This window comes from Nicoliella lavandulae (genome assembly GCF_037546185.1).
Classification (GTDB): Bacteria; Bacillota; Bacilli; order Lactobacillales; family Lactobacillaceae; genus Nicoliella; species Nicoliella lavandulae.
This window is the reverse complement of record NZ_JAWMWH010000001.1, coordinates 721524-736755: the sequence shown is the minus strand read 5'-3', so window position 1 is coordinate 736755 and position 15232 is coordinate 721524. Positions and strand designations below refer to the sequence as shown.

Annotated in this window: 15 protein-coding genes and 1 tRNA gene; 3 read left to right on the top strand and 13 right to left on the bottom strand. The window is 37.5% G+C overall.

Annotated elements, in window-relative coordinates; genetic code table 11:
- Positions 1 to 46 precede the first annotated feature (46 nt).
- The 3 genes from gltX to R4146_RS03355 all read right to left on the bottom strand — a co-directional run bounded on the left by gltX (position 47) and on the right by R4146_RS03355 (position 3549).
- Positions 47 to 1534, bottom strand: a complete 1488-nt coding sequence (gene gltX / locus R4146_RS03365) for a glutamate--tRNA ligase (RefSeq protein WP_339960025.1) — start codon at positions 1532 to 1534, stop codon at positions 47 to 49.
- A gap of 72 nt (positions 1535 to 1606) precedes the next feature.
- The gene (gene radA / locus R4146_RS03360) at positions 1607 to 2998 is read right to left on the bottom strand and encodes a DNA repair protein RadA (protein WP_339960024.1); all 1392 of its coding nucleotides are present in this window, start codon (positions 2996 to 2998) and stop codon (positions 1607 to 1609) included.
- Positions 2999 to 3009: 11 nt separating this feature from the next.
- Positions 3010 to 3549 (bottom strand): dCTP deaminase/dUTPase family protein, encoded by a 540-nt coding sequence (locus R4146_RS03355; RefSeq protein ID WP_339960023.1) that lies wholly within the window; start codon positions 3547 to 3549, stop codon positions 3010 to 3012.
- A 266-nt stretch (positions 3550 to 3815) separates the two neighbouring features.
- Here R4146_RS03355 and rpiA point away from each other — a divergent pair, with 266 nt between their 5' ends.
- The gene (rpiA, locus tag R4146_RS03350; RefSeq protein WP_339960022.1) at positions 3816 to 4496 is read left to right on the top strand and encodes a ribose-5-phosphate isomerase RpiA; all 681 of its coding nucleotides are present in this window, start codon (positions 3816 to 3818) and stop codon (positions 4494 to 4496) included.
- 102 nt (positions 4497 to 4598) lie between these two features.
- Positions 4599 to 5939: a C1 family peptidase gene (locus tag R4146_RS03345; RefSeq protein ID WP_339960021.1), complete on the top strand. Its 1341-nt coding sequence runs from the start codon at positions 4599 to 4601 to the stop codon at positions 5937 to 5939.
- A gap of 45 nt (positions 5940 to 5984) precedes the next feature.
- Here the strand turns inward: R4146_RS03345 and R4146_RS03340 are convergent, their stop codons facing one another.
- Genes R4146_RS03340 through R4146_RS03330 form a run of 3 tightly spaced genes read right to left on the bottom strand, consistent with a single transcriptional unit; the run spans position 5985 to position 8631 of the window.
- Positions 5985 to 6653, bottom strand: a complete 669-nt coding sequence (locus R4146_RS03340; RefSeq protein WP_339960020.1) for a 2,3-bisphosphoglycerate-dependent phosphoglycerate mutase — start codon at positions 6651 to 6653, stop codon at positions 5985 to 5987.
- Positions 6654 to 6682: 29 nt separating this feature from the next.
- A complete protein-coding gene (locus R4146_RS03335) occupies positions 6683 to 7645 on the bottom strand; it encodes a DMT family transporter (protein WP_339960019.1) in 963 nt (320 codons plus the stop codon).
- A 17-nt stretch (positions 7646 to 7662) separates the two neighbouring features.
- Positions 7663 to 8631, bottom strand: coding sequence for an AEC family transporter (locus tag R4146_RS03330; protein WP_339960018.1), 969 nt, complete (start codon positions 8629 to 8631; stop codon positions 7663 to 7665).
- 208 nt (positions 8632 to 8839) lie between these two features.
- Between R4146_RS03330 and R4146_RS03325 the strand changes: the two genes are divergently transcribed.
- Positions 8840 to 9964, top strand: coding sequence for an LCP family glycopolymer transferase (locus R4146_RS03325; RefSeq protein ID WP_339960017.1), 1125 nt, complete (start codon positions 8840 to 8842; stop codon positions 9962 to 9964).
- 200 nt (positions 9965 to 10164) lie between these two features.
- Here the strand turns inward: R4146_RS03325 and R4146_RS03320 are convergent, their stop codons facing one another.
- The 7 genes from R4146_RS03320 to R4146_RS03290 all read right to left on the bottom strand — a co-directional run bounded on the left by R4146_RS03320 (position 10165) and on the right by R4146_RS03290 (position 15217).
- Positions 10165 to 11616 carry a catalase gene (locus tag R4146_RS03320; protein ID WP_339960016.1) on the bottom strand — a complete coding sequence of 484 codons (1452 nt, stop codon included), beginning with the start codon at positions 11614 to 11616 and terminating at the stop codon, positions 10165 to 10167.
- A gap of 132 nt (positions 11617 to 11748) precedes the next feature.
- Positions 11749 to 11834 (bottom strand) — tRNA-Leu (locus R4146_RS03315).
- Between the two features lie 61 nt (positions 11835 to 11895).
- On the bottom strand, positions 11896 to 12768 hold the full coding sequence (locus tag R4146_RS03310; protein ID WP_339960015.1) for a homoserine kinase: 873 nt from the start codon (positions 12766 to 12768) through the stop codon (positions 11896 to 11898).
- A 16-nt stretch (positions 12769 to 12784) separates the two neighbouring features.
- Positions 12785 to 13228 (bottom strand): SprT family protein, encoded by a 444-nt coding sequence (locus R4146_RS03305; protein ID WP_339960014.1) that lies wholly within the window; start codon positions 13226 to 13228, stop codon positions 12785 to 12787.
- Between the two features lie 120 nt (positions 13229 to 13348).
- Positions 13349 to 14203, bottom strand: a complete 855-nt coding sequence (locus tag R4146_RS03300; protein ID WP_339960627.1) for an IS3 family transposase — start codon at positions 14201 to 14203, stop codon at positions 13349 to 13351.
- A gap of 11 nt (positions 14204 to 14214) precedes the next feature.
- On the bottom strand, positions 14215 to 14724 hold the full coding sequence (locus R4146_RS03295) for a helix-turn-helix domain-containing protein (RefSeq protein ID WP_339959675.1): 510 nt from the start codon (positions 14722 to 14724) through the stop codon (positions 14215 to 14217).
- A gap of 70 nt (positions 14725 to 14794) precedes the next feature.
- A complete protein-coding gene (locus tag R4146_RS03290; RefSeq protein WP_339960013.1) occupies positions 14795 to 15217 on the bottom strand; it encodes a hypothetical protein in 423 nt (140 codons plus the stop codon).
- Between the last annotated feature and the right edge of the window lie 15 nt (positions 15218 to 15232).

The following is a 15232-nucleotide window of genomic DNA, read 5'->3' as shown; positions in this document are numbered from 1 at the left end:
GAGGTTTCCTTAACGATATAGTTATCTTTAAGGAAACCCCATTTAATTAATCGATTTGCTTTAGTGTTTGTTCAATGTGTTCAAGCGCCTTTTCACGACCAATTAATTCAATTGATTCTGGTAGTTCTGGACCACTCATTTCATGCGTTACCGCAATTCTAATTGGCATCCATAACTTACGCCCTTTAATCTTAGTATCTTTTTGAACTGCTTTAATGGTCTTTAGAATTTCAACCTTATCAAAGATTTGAAGTTCCTTCGCCCGTTTAGCAAATTCTTTTAATACTACTGGTGCGGTATCATTACTAATTTCTTCTAATGCATCACCAGTCACTTGTTCTGGTTCGTGGAAGAATACATCTGCCATTTCGTTGATTTGAGCCATGTAACTCATTTGTTGCTTGTATACGTTGATTAACTTCCGCGCCCATTCAACCGTCTTAGCATCTGGGTTAGTAGGAATATTGCCCTTAGCAATCAATTGACGTAATGCAAGATCCATTACGACGTCTTCATCACTAGATTTAACGTATTGGTTGTTAATCCATTCAAGCTTCTTATTATCAAACTTAGCAGGTGACTTACTTAACCGCTTGTAATCATACATCTTAATAAATTCGCGCTTGGAGAAGATTTCATCTTCACCCACTGGTGACCAACCTAATAGCGTAATGAAGTTAAACATTGCATCAGGTAAGTATCCTAAGTCACGGTATTGTTCGATAAATTGGATGATTGATTCATCCCGCTTACTTAACTTCTTACCGGAATCAGCACTCGTAATCAAACTCATGTGCCCAAACTTAGGTGCATCCCAACCGAATGCATCATAAATCATTAATTGTTTTGGTGTGTTAGAAACATGGTCATCTCCTCTAAAGACATGACTAATTTCCATCAAATGGTCATCAACTACAACGGCAAAGTTGTAAGTAGGCATTCCGTCACGTTTAGCGATAACAAAATCCCCACCAACACTGTCAGAGTTAAATGATAATGGTCCTTTAACCATATCATCCCAATTGTAGTCGTGGTTCTTTGGAACCCGGAAACGAATAACTGGCTTTAAGCCCTTTGCCTTTGCATCAGCAATTGCTTGTTGCTTTTCGTCTTCAGTCATTCCAGCGAATTCATCTTCATAGTGAGGCATTACCCCACGAGCCTTTTGTTCTTCACGATCGGCCGCTAGTTCTTCTTCAGTCCGGTAAGATTCATAAGCCTTACCTTCATCAAGTAACTTTTGAATTAGTGGTTCGTAAATTGACCGCCGTTCGGATTGACGGTATGGACCAAAGTCACCTGGCTTATCAGGACCTTCATCCCAGTCTAATCCTAACCACTTTAAATTATCTAATTGACTGATTTCACCATCAGCCACATTCCGTTTCGTATCAGTATCTTCAATTCTGATAATAAACTTACCTTTATTATGACGTGCAAAAAGGTAATTAAAAATTGCCGTTCTGGCATTTCCAATGTGCAAATGTCCTGTTGGACTTGGAGCGTATCTAACTCGAATCGAATTCTTAGCCAATTCTATTCCCCTCTTTTACTAAAATCGTTATTATTATAACATATTTCCACTTACTTTGACGGGTCTGTGGTCTTAATTTATCAAGGCCTTATTCAACGCATCACGTAATGTAGCAACCCCAATGACCTCAATTCCAGCTGGTGGCGTCCAACCACTTAGGTTATTTTTAGGCACTAATACCCGCTTGAATCCTAGTTTTTGGGCTTCGGCCACCCGTTGTTCAATTCTAGTGACCCGTCTAATTTCACCGGTCAATCCAATTTCACCAATATAACACTCAGCTGAATCAGTTCCTTGGTCCTTATAACTAGAAGCAATACTGACAGCCATTGCTAAATCAATTGCCGGTTCATTTAGTTTAACACCACCGGCTGCTTTTAAATAAGCATCTTGATTTTGCAACATTAGACCAGCCCGTTTTTCTAAGACGGCCATAATCAACGACACCCGATTGCGATCTAGTCCTGAAGCGGTCCGTTGGGCATTCCCAAATATCGATGGGGTAATCAATGCCTGAATTTCAACTAGGATTGGTCGCGTTCCTTCCATCGAAACTACGATCGATGATCCCGTAGCATCACGCAAACGCTCCTCTAGGAAGATTTCAGATGGATTGCGGACTTCTTTCAAGCCCCCTTCACGCATCTCAAACACGCCTAATTCATTCGTGGAACCAAAACGGTTTTTTACTGCTCGTAATAGTCGATACGAATGATGCATATCTCCTTCGAAGTATAAAACAGTGTCTACCATGTGTTCAAGCGTCTTAGGTCCAGCTAAAGTTCCTCCCTTAGTAACATGGCCAACAACAAAGACCGTAATGCCCTTTGACTTAGCAATGTTCATTAAATCGGAGGTAATGCCTCTAACCTGGGCAACTGAACCAATTGCAGATTGAATACTAGGCTCTTCGACCGTTTGGACTGAATCGATCACTACTGCATCGGGGTGTAATTCTTCAATTGCATGTCGAATCGAATCCATGTCAGTTTCCGGATAAATATATAGCTCATCACTAGCAACGTCCAATCGATCAGCCCGAAGTTTGATTTGGTTCGCACTTTCTTCACCAGATACATATAAAATTTTATGGTGATCAGAACTTAATTCGCCTGAAATCTGGAGTAATAACGTTGATTTCCCAATTCCAGGATCCCCACCAATTAAAATTAGTGACCCGGGGACAATTCCGCCCCCTAAGACACGATTAAATTCTTCAGAGTCGGTCTTAACTCGCATTTCAGTGTGAGACTTAATTTTATTAATTTGTTCTGGCTTAGTTGCACTACCGTTCTCGTTCGTGCGACTAGGTGATATTTTGGTCGTAGTGGCAGTTGTAGACTGCGGCTTAACCGTTTCTTCCATTAAAGTATTCCACTTTCCACAATTAGGACAACGCCCTAAAAAACGAGGTGAAATATAACCACAGTTCTCACAAACGTATTGGGTTTTAATTCTAGCCATTTAATTCCCTCCTATTTTCCAGAAGAGCCAAACCCACCAGTCCGTTTATTAGTTGGATTTAATTCATCCCCATCAGCAATCAAGAATGGCATGAATATCCCTTGGGCGATTCGATCACCCTTTTTAATTGTCCGGTCAGTTAGGCCAAAGTTGATCATTTGAACGAAAATCTCGCCTTCGTTACTATCATTATCATAGTAGTCAGCATCAATGACTCCGATGCCGTTTGGCAAATAAAGGCCACGTTTGAGCGGATTACTAGAACGATTAGCAATGATCAACACTTCATTTGGTTGCATGTATGCTTTAATTCCAGTTGGAATTAAGTATGGTTTAAGGACTTTCTGAGCTGCTTGCATGTCAGCTTCACTTGCTTTTTGTTGATGTTTAAGCGCCCACAATACCTTTAAAAAATTAAGCTTCCAAATTGATGGTAAAACAATGTCGTCAGCACTAGCAAAGTCGTAGCCAGCAGCCTGTTCCGTTGCTCGCATCGGCAAACTTAAATTATGATCCTTATATTTTGAAACAATTTTGAATCCGCGGTTCATAAATTTCACGTCCTTAATTTAATTAATATTAGAATTATACTATTAATCAGTTCTGATTCTAAATATATTTACGCTAAAATATTTTTAATCATTAGATTTTGCTAAAACTTTTCAATATTTAACATAAATATCAAAACTAGAATTGCTTATTTTGTCAATTTTTGAGACAATTATTAGTAATAGACGAACGCGTAGATTTTAATCATCTAACTGATTAATTCAATTTAATCACAGTACACTTATTAATTTCTAGAGGGGCAGACGGAATGAACCAAGACGAATTAAAACAAATAGTTGGTAGAGAAGCTGTAAATTATATTCAAGATGGCATGACGGTTGGATTAGGTACTGGTTCAACGGTGAAGCACTTAGTTGAAGCATTAGGCAAACGAGTTCAAACTGAAAACCTAAATATTGTTGGTGTCCCAACTTCTAATCGGACCGCTAAGCGTGCTAAGGAATTGGGCATTACGATTAAGGATATTGATCAGGTAGATCACATTGACTTAACGATTGATGGTGCCGATCAAATCGATGAACACTATCAAGGAATTAAGGGTGGCGGCATTGCACACCTTCGTGAAAAAATCGTTGCAATCAATTCAAGAAAGAACATTTGGATTGTCGATGAATCTAAGTTGACTAAACAACTCGGTTCATTCCCCCTCCCAGTTGAAGTGATTCCATATGGAAGCCAACAACTATTTAAAAAGTTTAAAAAACGTGGTTACAATCCTAAGTTTAGAATGGATGGCGACCGATTCATCTTGACCCATTCCAAAAACTACATTATCGACTTAGGCCTTGGTAAAATTGGGGACCCTCACAAACTAGCTAAAAATCTAAAGGACATGACCGGAGTTGTGGAGCATGGATTATTCTTAGACATTGTCAATACAATTATTGTCGGCCATGCTAACGGAACTGAAGTCATTAAAGCACGATAATCATTAATAAAAAGCAAAGCCCTGGTGGTTTTGCTTTTTATTTCGCTTTTGATTGTTGTACAATATGGTTAATCGTTTGTATAAGATAAGGAGTGGATTTAATTGAGTAAAGAAATCAAATTTGATGATATCAAAAGTTACCAATCTGATTTAGATAGTCGTAAAGACGCTAAAGTAATTGGCCGTGCCGTTGCTCATGAAGGGGTTAACGCCATTAGTGCTAATTACAGTTCAGTCGATGCTAATCATCCCGTTTTTTCAATTGAACTAGAAACTGGTGACGTCGCTGATCAAAAACGAAGTGGTCGTTGTTGGACATTTGCTGCCCTTAATACCCTTCGTCACAAAGTTGCTAACGAATTTAATCTTAAGGGTAATTTTGAATTATCCCAAAACTACATCAACTTCTGGGATAAGTTCGAAAAATCTAACTTCTTCTTAGAAAACATCCTTAGAACCGCAAATAAAAAGTTAACTTCCAGAAGAGTTGCATTTTTATTAGCAGGTCCCCAACAAGATGGTGGTCAATGGGACATGCTATGTGCATTGGTTGAAAAGTATGGCGTTGTGCCACAATCAGCAATGTCTGAAACTCACAACAGTAACAATTCCGCTGATTTAAACAGCGTTTTGAACTTAAAACTTAGAAGAGATGCACTTATCTTAAGAAACTTAGTTAATGATGGTGCCTCAGATAAGAAAATTGCTGCTAGCAAGGACAAGATGTTAAATGAAATCTATCGGATGTTAGTTTACGCCCTTGGCGAACCAGTTAAGAAATTCGACTTTGAATACCGTGATAAGGACAACAACTATCACATTGAAAAAGGCTTAACACCTAAGAAGTTCTACGAAAAATACATTCAATTAGACCTTGAAGACTATGTTTCAATCATTAACTCACCAACTGATGATAAGCCATACAAGAAGACTTACACGGTTGACATGTTAGGAAATGTAGTTGGTGGTCGCCAAGTTAAGCATTTAAACCTATCGATTGACGATTTCGAAAAATTAGCAATCAAACAACTTAAGAATGGTGAAACTGTTTGGTTCGGTAGTGATGTTGGTCAAAGTTCAGATCGTCAAAAGGGAATCATGGACGATAAGCTTTACTCCCGTGCTGAATTATTCGATACTGATTTAACCTTAACTAAAGCTGAACAACTAGACTACGGTGAAAGTTTAATGGACCACGCAATGGTTATCACTGGAGTTGATCTAGTTGATGGCAAACCAACGAAGTGGAAAGTTGAAAATAGTTGGGGTAAGAAAGTTGGAACTGATGGTTACTTCGTAATGAGTGAATCTTGGTTTAGAAAATATGTTTACCAAGTGGTTATCAACAAGAAGTACCTTTCAGCTGACTTAAAGAAAGCTCAAGCTAAAGAACCAATCGTATTAGATCCATGGGATCCAATGGGAACATTAGCTAAGTTCTAATTAAATAAATTAAAAGCAGATCCGAAACGGATCTGCTTTTTTTGTTTACAATGTCATTTTATCAACAATGGTTAATTGATCGTTTAATTGGTACTGGATAGGAGCACCATTAGGCACTTCTACTTTATCGATATCTTGATCATCGATTCGCTCTAAGTACTTAATCATTGCTCGAAGCGTACTACCATGTGCAACCACCAATTGGTTATGCCCATCTAATAGTCGCGGCGCAATCATGTCCTCCCAATATGGTAAGATTCGATTATAAGCCATTCGTAAGCTTTCACCAAGTGGTTCTAACACCCCTAAGCGATCATAGCGAATATCATGATCACGATGAGTCAGTAACGGTGGTACCGCATCAAAACTCCGTCGCCATTGCATAAACTTTTCCGCTCCAACGCGTTGTTTAACCAATAACTTATTTTGACCGCGTAAATTACCATAGTGCCGCTCATTTAAACGCCAGCTTTTATGTTCATCAATAAAAGCTTGGTTAATCTCATCCAACACAATATTGGTCGTATCAATAGCTCGAATTAAAAAAGAGGTGTGAACATCCGTGAACTGAATTCCAGTTCGTTCGATTTTTTGGCCAGCTGCATGGGCTTGTTCAATTCCCTTTTGGGTCAATGGAACATCATTCCAACCCGTAAAGATATGATTAGCATTGGCTAAACTTTCACCATGCCGCATAATTGTCAAAGTTACCATTTAAATGTACTGCCCCTTTCTAGCGTCAATTACTTAACGGCATTTTTCATTTCTGATTCATCCGTTTTAGTTCGATTCCCCATAAACGTAATTACGGAACTAATTAAAATTACTATGATTCCAATGATGGTATTAATCGTTAACTGTTCATGCAAAATCAAGAGTGCTAGGATTGGAGCTAGCCCTGGTTTAATGAAGAAAACCAGGGAAGCCATAGAAACTCCGCCTAGATCCATTGCCAAGAAGTAAAATGCAAATCCGCCACCAGTGACACAGACACTGATAAAGAATAGGATCCAGAAGTAATGCAAGTTAACATTTTGCAAAATAGGAACATTAGCAAATGTCTTACCCCAACCAGTAGCAACCAACGCGTTGGCAACCGCTGGAATTTTAGAGATTAAGACTAATGCTAATAATTCAATGGCCCCGGAAATAAACGAATAACAAGTCATTGACAACCCATCAAAGCCACTTACCACTGAGGCCCATCTAGAAACAATACTGTAAAGCCCAAACGTTACCGCCGATCCAATTGCTAGGGAAATTCCTAATGGATTCGTTAGTTTAGTTGGGTTCACAATAATTATTAATCCTGCTAATGATAATAGCATGGAAATCAAATTCATACGACCAATACGTTCCCTTAATATTAAGTACGCAAAAATTAGTGAGAACACTGGATTACAACTAAATAAAACGGCCACAGTAGCTGCCTCATCATGTTCGATTGCTAGTTGATATAACGTCATACTAACAATAATCACCAAAAAGCCGGTTAAAGCAAAAATCCACAATCCACTGGGTTTAAATGAAATTGCTTGCTTGCGGTTCCGATGCAATACAATTGGTAATAATACGATCCCCCCAATGAAAAATCGAATTAAATTCAGTTGAATCGGCGAAAATGCATTGCCAACACTTTTCAAAGCAATTTCCATTAGACTGAACATAAAAGTTGAAATCAAAATATAAACAATTGTTTTTCGCAAATCTAAATTTCGCTTCCTTATCTAAAATTTTGAACTAACGTCATTAAAATTGGAATGATCACTAAACTAAGTAGCGTTGTCTCAGTAACCATCACAGATGCATATTCAGAATCAGCATTGTATAGTTTGGAAACAACCGGTGCATTAGTCATTACCGGCATTGCAGATTGCAAAATAAAAACTTGTTTCATTAAAATCGGCATATCAGTAAACGTTACCAATAACGTCATTAATAGTGGTGCTAAAATAAAGCGGCCTAATAAAATCCCCCAGTTCAAACGATCAAATCTAAACTGACTTAACTTAACCTTCGCCACGGCAATTCCAATAAACATCATTGATAACGGAATCGTTAATCCACCTACATAGTCACAACTCTTTAAAACGGGCGTTAAGACTGGGGCAATCAATTTAACCTGCTTAACATCTAACAACACTAAGATCACGGCAATAATAAACCCTAACAATGGTGGTGAAAATACCTTTTGCGCAGTTTGTTTCAAACTAAACTTACTATCAGCATCCCCATCCCGTTGAATCAAATACACCCCAAGGGTCCAAAAGAATGTCGTATTTGCCATGTAATAAACTAACACATATGGTAAACTCCGGCTCCCAAATAGTGCTAAATTAACTGGCAACCCCACAAAGACCGTGTTCGAGTTAAAAAACATCGATTCAAATAAGCCCCGGTGGTACTTAGCAATTCGCAAAGCCCGGGCAACGGCTACGGACAAAGCAAATAATATTAACATTGAGATTACCGGAAATCTTAGATCCGGTAAAGTATGTAACAGCGTTTTAGCAGTGAACTTACTAGTAATGGTACTAATCATATATGCGGGCAGTGCCACTTGAGTGACGATTTTCGCCACCAATTTAGCAGATTGCTCGTTGAACCACTGTCGTCGTGCTAAAAAATACCCTAATAAAATCATTAGTAAAATGACGACGATTCCAGAAATACTATTCTCAAAAACTTCCATTCATTCCACCCCATTTAAATTAACCTTCTTTTTTGAATTATAGCACACTTATTATTAATTTCAGCTTGCTTCTAGCTAGTTTAAATATTAAATTGGTGTTAAATATGTAACAGTAAAGTTGTGATTTAGCTTAATTTTTTTTATAATGCAATCATATTGTTTTAAAATCGAGTTAAAAAGACTATAAAATAATGGGGTAATTAAAAATATGAAAAAACCAAATGATCAATCTAATTCTTCAAGTCGTAATGGTAGTACCCATTTTAAGAAACGTAGTCATAAAAAGCTATGGACGTTCATTATAATTGTACTTATTCTATTAACGGCCGGATTAATTTACTTATACAACGCTTATAATAGTGCTGAAAAAACATTCGATAAAACATTTCAAGCTGGTGATACCCACAAGCTAAGAAACGTATCCTCAGTCATTAATCAAGATAAACCGTTTTCGGTCCTCTTGTTAGGAACTGATACTGGAGCTTTAGGCCGTGATGATACTGGTCGAACTGATACCATGATGGTCGTAACGGTCAATCCTAAGAAGGAAAATATTTCCATCACTAGTATTCCTCGGGATACCAAGGTAACGGTTCCTGGTGATTCGCAACCGTATGAAAAGATTAATGCTGCCTATACCATTGGTGGTGCATCATCTGCCGTTCAAACGGTCCAAAACCTATTGAACGTACCAATTGATTTCTATGCCATTGTTAATATGGGTGGACTAGAAAAAATGGTTGATGCAGTTGGTGGAGTGGAAGTGAATCCCCCACTTACGTTTAAGTACGGTAATGCCAACGTAGTGAAGGGTCAAAAGGTAACCTTAAATGGTAAGCAAGCCCTAGATTACTCCCGGATGCGTCACGAAGATCCAACTGGTGATTATGGTCGACAAAAACGGCAACGTGAAGTGCTTCAAAAGTTAGTCTTAAAAGCAATGAAGATTACTTCGCTGCCTCGTTATAAAGAAATTCTTTCATCCCTTGATGGTAATCTAAAAACTGACATCACGTTCAATGATATGATTTCAATGCGTTCTAGATATGGGGATGCCACTCACCACATTAAATCAGATACGCTACAAGGTGAAGATGCTACGATTGATGGCATTGATTACCAAGTGGCTCCTGAATCAGAGCTACTTCGAGTTTCTAATTATATCCGTAAAAACTTAAACTTAAGTACGCTCAGCAGCATATCAGCAACCCAAAGCACTACTGATGATAACGGTAGTGGAACTGATGGTTCAACTGATACTACTGGTTCTGATACGACTGGAACTGGTACTGATACCACTGGAACCGGCACTTATAACGGAACTAGTTATTAATAAATCAACTCGCTAATGGTTAGATGCATCTAACTACTGGCGAGTTTTTATTTTTTGCGATTATCAATTAAAAGCCACGTAATCATTAGATAATTACTAACGATTACGTGGCTTTGCTTTGCTTAAAACACAAAAAGGACTGATTTTGAATAATACAAAATCAGTCCTTAAAACTAAGCAATTATTAGCCGAGATTAAAATTAACCTTTAATTTCATCCATATCTAAGCCTAATGCCTCTGCAACACGTTGACCATATTCGTGATCAGCATTGTAGAATTGACGCGTTTCTAATACCTTATTTTCGTGACTCTTAACTGAACCTAGGGTCCCCTTAATCGTTTCAATTAAGCGAGCTTGTTCATCTGGAGTCATTACGCGGTATAAAGCACCAGCATCAGAATAGAAATCAACATCGTAAGTCTTATAGGTATCCGCATTACCTTCAACCTTAAATGGCTTGATATTAGCGTGTGGATCTTCTACTGGGCCACCTTCACCATTTGGTTCGTAGTTCACAGCATTATCTTGCCCTTGCGCCATAAAGCCATCACGTTCATAGTTCTTTGGTTTCCCATTCTTAGGACGGTTGATTGGTAGTTGTTCATAATTAGCACCTAGCCGGTAACGTTCGGCATCCTTATATGCAAAGAGCCGGCCTTGTAATAACTTATCTGGAGAAGCTTCAATTCCAGGAACTAAGTTCGCAGGTGAAAATGCAGCTTCTTCAACATCGTCAAAGTAGTTAGTTGGATTTTCATTTAATGTAAATTCACCAACTTCTTGTAATGGATAATCAGCATGGTTAACAACCTTGGTTACATCAAAGATATCCTTCTTGTAATTAAGGCCTTCTTCATAAGGAATAATTTGAACCATTACTTTCCACTTTGGATAGTTTCCTTGGTCGATAGCATCATATAAGTCGTGAAGTAAGAAATCAGTGTCTTTTGAAGCTGTTTTAGCAGCCGTTTCATTAGACATGTTCTTGACCCCTTGTTCACTAATAAAGTGGTATTTAACCCAATAAACTTCACCCTTGGCATTAACCCACTTGTAAGTGTGACTACCGTAACCGTTCATTTCACGATAACTAGCTGGATTTCCACGATCGCCCATCAAATAAGTTACTTGATGCACTGATTCAGGTGAATGAGCCCAGAAATCCCATTGCATATCTTGACTTCTTAAGTGGGTATCTGGTTCACGTTTTTGTGAATGGATAAAATCAGGGAATTTAAGTGGATCGTTAACGAAGAACACTGGTGTATTGTTTCCAACAATATCATAGTTCCCATCATTGGTATAAAACTTCATTGCAAACCCGCGGACATCCCGTTCCGTATCAGGATAACCAGATTCACCAGCAACTTGCGAAAATCTGATAATCATTGGCGTTTCCTTACCGGGTTCACCAGTAAATAAATCTGCCTTCGTGTACTTGCTCATATCATGGGTAAGCTTGAATACACCCTTAGCACCAGCACCCTTAGCATGAACCACCCGTTCTGGGATCCGTTCACGGTTAAAGTGTGCTAATTTTTCTAGTAATTGGTAATCTTGCATTAAAACCGGACCACGGTTACCTGCAGTTTGTGAATGATTATTGTCAGCCCAAGGTTGACCTTCAGCAGTTCTGATCTTATCAGTCATTTAAAAACCACTCCTTAGTATTTATTACGTTATATTTTACAAACGTAATGGTAACACCGTGTCACTTTTTTAGCAACTAAAAAGAATCACAAAAAAAGACGAAATGAGTAATCATTTCGTCTTTTTAATCGATGCGGCCAAGAGGACTCGAACCTCCACCGGGATAACTCCCGACAAGATCCTTAATCTTGCGCGTCTGCCAATTCCGCCATGGCCGCATGTGAAAATTAACATATATTAATATATCAAATATTCACGAATTAAGCAAGGGTTTTTGTACTATTCACCACGAACGGTTGCCCCTTCGCGATCCAAATCCATTACTTTAATCTTACCCATTAATCGTTCATCGGCACGTAATTGATCCCGTAACTTTAGTAACTGATCTTTTGCACCTAATGAAACGATTACGGGTCCACTTCCACTAATGAAGGTACCGTAAATTCCTAACTTATGAGCAGCATCACGAATTAACCGTAAATTATCTTCATCACGTTTCATCGTTTGCTGGCCAAAGTATTCGCCTTCAATCAACGTGGACGCTAGCGGCCAATTATTAGTTAACAATGCAGCAATTAATACATTAGCATCATTACTATCTTTTAGCGCCATATCACTAGTCAACTTAACTGGTAATTCATTTTTCCCCTGCTTACCATGCGGCATAATAAACATTAATGCTGATAGATCTGGCATTTGACCCTTAACCACTTTCAAGTCATCTTCATCAACGGTTGTAATAGCTAGGTCACCTAAAAACGCTGCAGCAACGTTTTCAGGATGTTCTTCAATTTGATTACCAATTTTAATTTGTTCCTGTACTGATAAATTTAAATCACCGAGTGCATTGGCAATCTTAATGCCCACAATCACAGCAGTAGTACTTGAGCCTAATCCATGTTCAACCGGAATGTCAGACATAACCGTTAGTTGATGGGGATGAATTTTAGGGTCTAACCGTAAAATCGTCTGAACGATTAAATTATTTTCGTCATGAGGAATATCTTCCCCTAGGGCATGATTTACCCGCCAGTAGTCAGTTTTTTCTTCAACAATTACGGTGTAATAGAGATGTAACGCTAACGCTAATGAATCGATTCCCGGTCCTAAATTAGAAACCGTTGCTGGAACCCGAATAATAATCTTACCCAAGGTAAATATCGCTCCTTTATTTTAATTTTGAAATTAATTTTAACCTACCACGACATTTCCCGCAAACATATTTACTGGTATTTACCAATCGTTTACGAGCATAAATTTGATGACACCGCTCACATTCATATTGATATTTAGGTTGGTCTAACTTAGGCGCATATCTTAATCCACCAACGGCCGCCAATAGCTGTTTAAATTCATGGGTTCGATGTTGACCACTAAAGCCAGCTAAGTGTAAATGATAATGGCATAATTCATGCTTAATAATGCCGATCAATAGTTTTTGATCTGCTGAATTAACCATTCGTGGATTAATGTCGATATTATGACTCTTTAAATAATAGCGACCACCAGTTGTTTTTAGACGTGGATTAAAATAAATTTGATGTTTAAACGGACGGGCAAATGATTCTAATGAAATTTGCTCGCATAATTGTTGTAATTCTTGATTGGACAATAATAAAATCTCCCTTATTAGTTAGTATATTAAAATACGCGATTTATTATCATCCCCGAAATAAAAAAACGGGCAAGCTGATGTGCACCCCAAAAGTTGTACATTATTATATTGTTTTTCCTAGGCGGAAAGTTTCCGGTATTGAACCGGTGACTTTCCGCCTAGTTTTGTTTTAATACGATGATTATTGTAATAATCAATCCATATTTTCATTGACGACATTAAATCTTCTTTAAAGTCATAATTACAGTCCATGATTTCAGCTTTCATAATATGGAAAAATGATTCCATAGGTGAGTTATCTATACAATTCCCCTTACGGGACATACTTTGAAATATCTTATTCTTCTTAAGCTCTTTTTGCCAGATATGACTTTGATACTGAGCTCCCTGATCACTATGAATTGTCGTTCTGTATGGTAAATCCTTAACTAATTGAATAACTTCTTTCAACGGTTTCATAACACAGTTCATATTTGGATGGCTGCTAATGTTATAGGATATTATTTCACCAGAAAATAAATCCATAATAGGTGAAAGATAAATACGATGATTAATATCACAATTTCCATATCTGAATTCACTGATATCAGTACAGAGCTTTTGATATGGTCTGTCAGTATTAAATCTTCGATTTAATTGATTTGATTTAAGTTTTCCAACCTGACCACGATAGGAATTATACTTACGTGTTTTTCTTGAATATGATGAAGATAGTAAATTATTCTTTTTCATTATCTTTAATACTAGTTTGTGGTTAACACGGTATCCACGATTAGTTAATTCTAAACACACTCTTCTATATCCGTAGGATTTATTTTTATCTTTAATATCCTTGATAATTTTAGCGATTTCAGCGTGCTTATCAGGCTTATTTTGGATTGATCTAATATAATAATAAGTACTTCTAGATATCCTTAATGCCTTTAGTATTAATGTTTTAGTGGTATGGTATTTCAGCCTTAGTTCGTCGATTATTTTAATAATTACTTCTGGTCTTCTTCGTCGTCTAAGGCCCTCAATTTTTTTAAGAAGTCATTCTCTATTCTCAACATTAAATTTTCTTCTTCAATCTTCTTCAATTTTTCTTTATCGGTATTAGTATTGTTTGATTCGGCTTTGTTAGTTTTCCTTTTTGTCATGGCTTTTCTTTCCCTTCGGGACAATAAACCATCAATACCTTTTTGCTCTAGTCGTTTTTCCCAAGTCCAGATAGTTGATGGAGAAGGAATATTAAAATGATAAGCTGCCTCTGGATAAGATGATTTAGTCGTTTTCATCCAGTTTAATATATATTGTTTCTCTTTGGTAGAGTATTCGATTATATTCTTTCTTTTTTTAAGACCATTTAGTCCATGTTTTTTGTAACTCTTAACCCAACATAAAACAGTATTTCTACTTTTAACTCCAAAGTTTCTAGCCACCATTTGCGATCCCATACCGTTTAGGTATGCGTTAATTACATTTAATTTATCTTCTACTTTATATTTAGACACAAAAAAACACCCCAAAGTTTTGTACAAACTTTGGGGTGCAGTGCAAGCCCGTTTTTTTAAATCAGTTATTTTAGCCGATTAAAATCTTTTGCGTATATTTAACTACTCTAGCCACACTATCACTTTGTGCTTCTTCAGAGTCCTTAAATACACCCTTATCGACGGTGTGACCATCAACATTGATGCTATCTACCATTTCTTGACAAGCATCGGCATAATCAGAATAAGCACCAACTAATAATTTATGTTTACCTAATACCCTTGCCGGTACCCCTAATGTCTTTAACTTACGCAAAGTTTCCTTGTAAAAAGTTGTTCCATTTTGGAAATGTTCACGGGTTGCCTTTAGATCAATATCAGATAAATCCTTATCCTTATCGATAGCTTCCTTAAGTGGTTCGTAGTATTTAGCCAACTTTTCACCTGTTTTATCAGTTTCAGTAATTAATTGTGAAATAGTTGGTGCATAGTTACTCATTTTTGCGCCCTTCATATGAATGCACTCCTT

Bases quoted from the DNA above. Each gene is read 5' to 3' on its own strand.
- radA (WP_339960024.1), bottom strand. From the start codon at position 2,998: ATGGCTAGAATTAAAACCCAATACGTTTGTGAGAACTGTGGTTATATT.
- R4146_RS03355 (WP_339960023.1), bottom strand. From the start codon at position 3,549: ATGAACCGCGGATTCAAAATTGTTTCAAAATATAAGGATCATAATTTA.
- rpiA (WP_339960022.1), top strand. From the start codon at position 3,816: ATGAACCAAGACGAATTAAAACAAATAGTTGGTAGAGAAGCTGTAAAT.
- R4146_RS03340 (WP_339960020.1), bottom strand. From the start codon at position 6,653: ATGGTAACTTTGACAATTATGCGGCATGGTGAAAGTTTAGCCAATGCT.
- R4146_RS03330 (WP_339960018.1), bottom strand. From the start codon at position 8,631: ATGGAAGTTTTTGAGAATAGTATTTCTGGAATCGTCGTCATTTTACTA.
- R4146_RS03325 (WP_339960017.1), top strand. From the start codon at position 8,840: ATGAAAAAACCAAATGATCAATCTAATTCTTCAAGTCGTAATGGTAGT.
- R4146_RS03320 (WP_339960016.1), bottom strand. From the start codon at position 11,616: ATGACTGATAAGATCAGAACTGCTGAAGGTCAACCTTGGGCTGACAAT.
- R4146_RS03290 (WP_339960013.1), bottom strand. From the start codon at position 15,217: ATGAAGGGCGCAAAAATGAGTAACTATGCACCAACTATTTCACAATTA.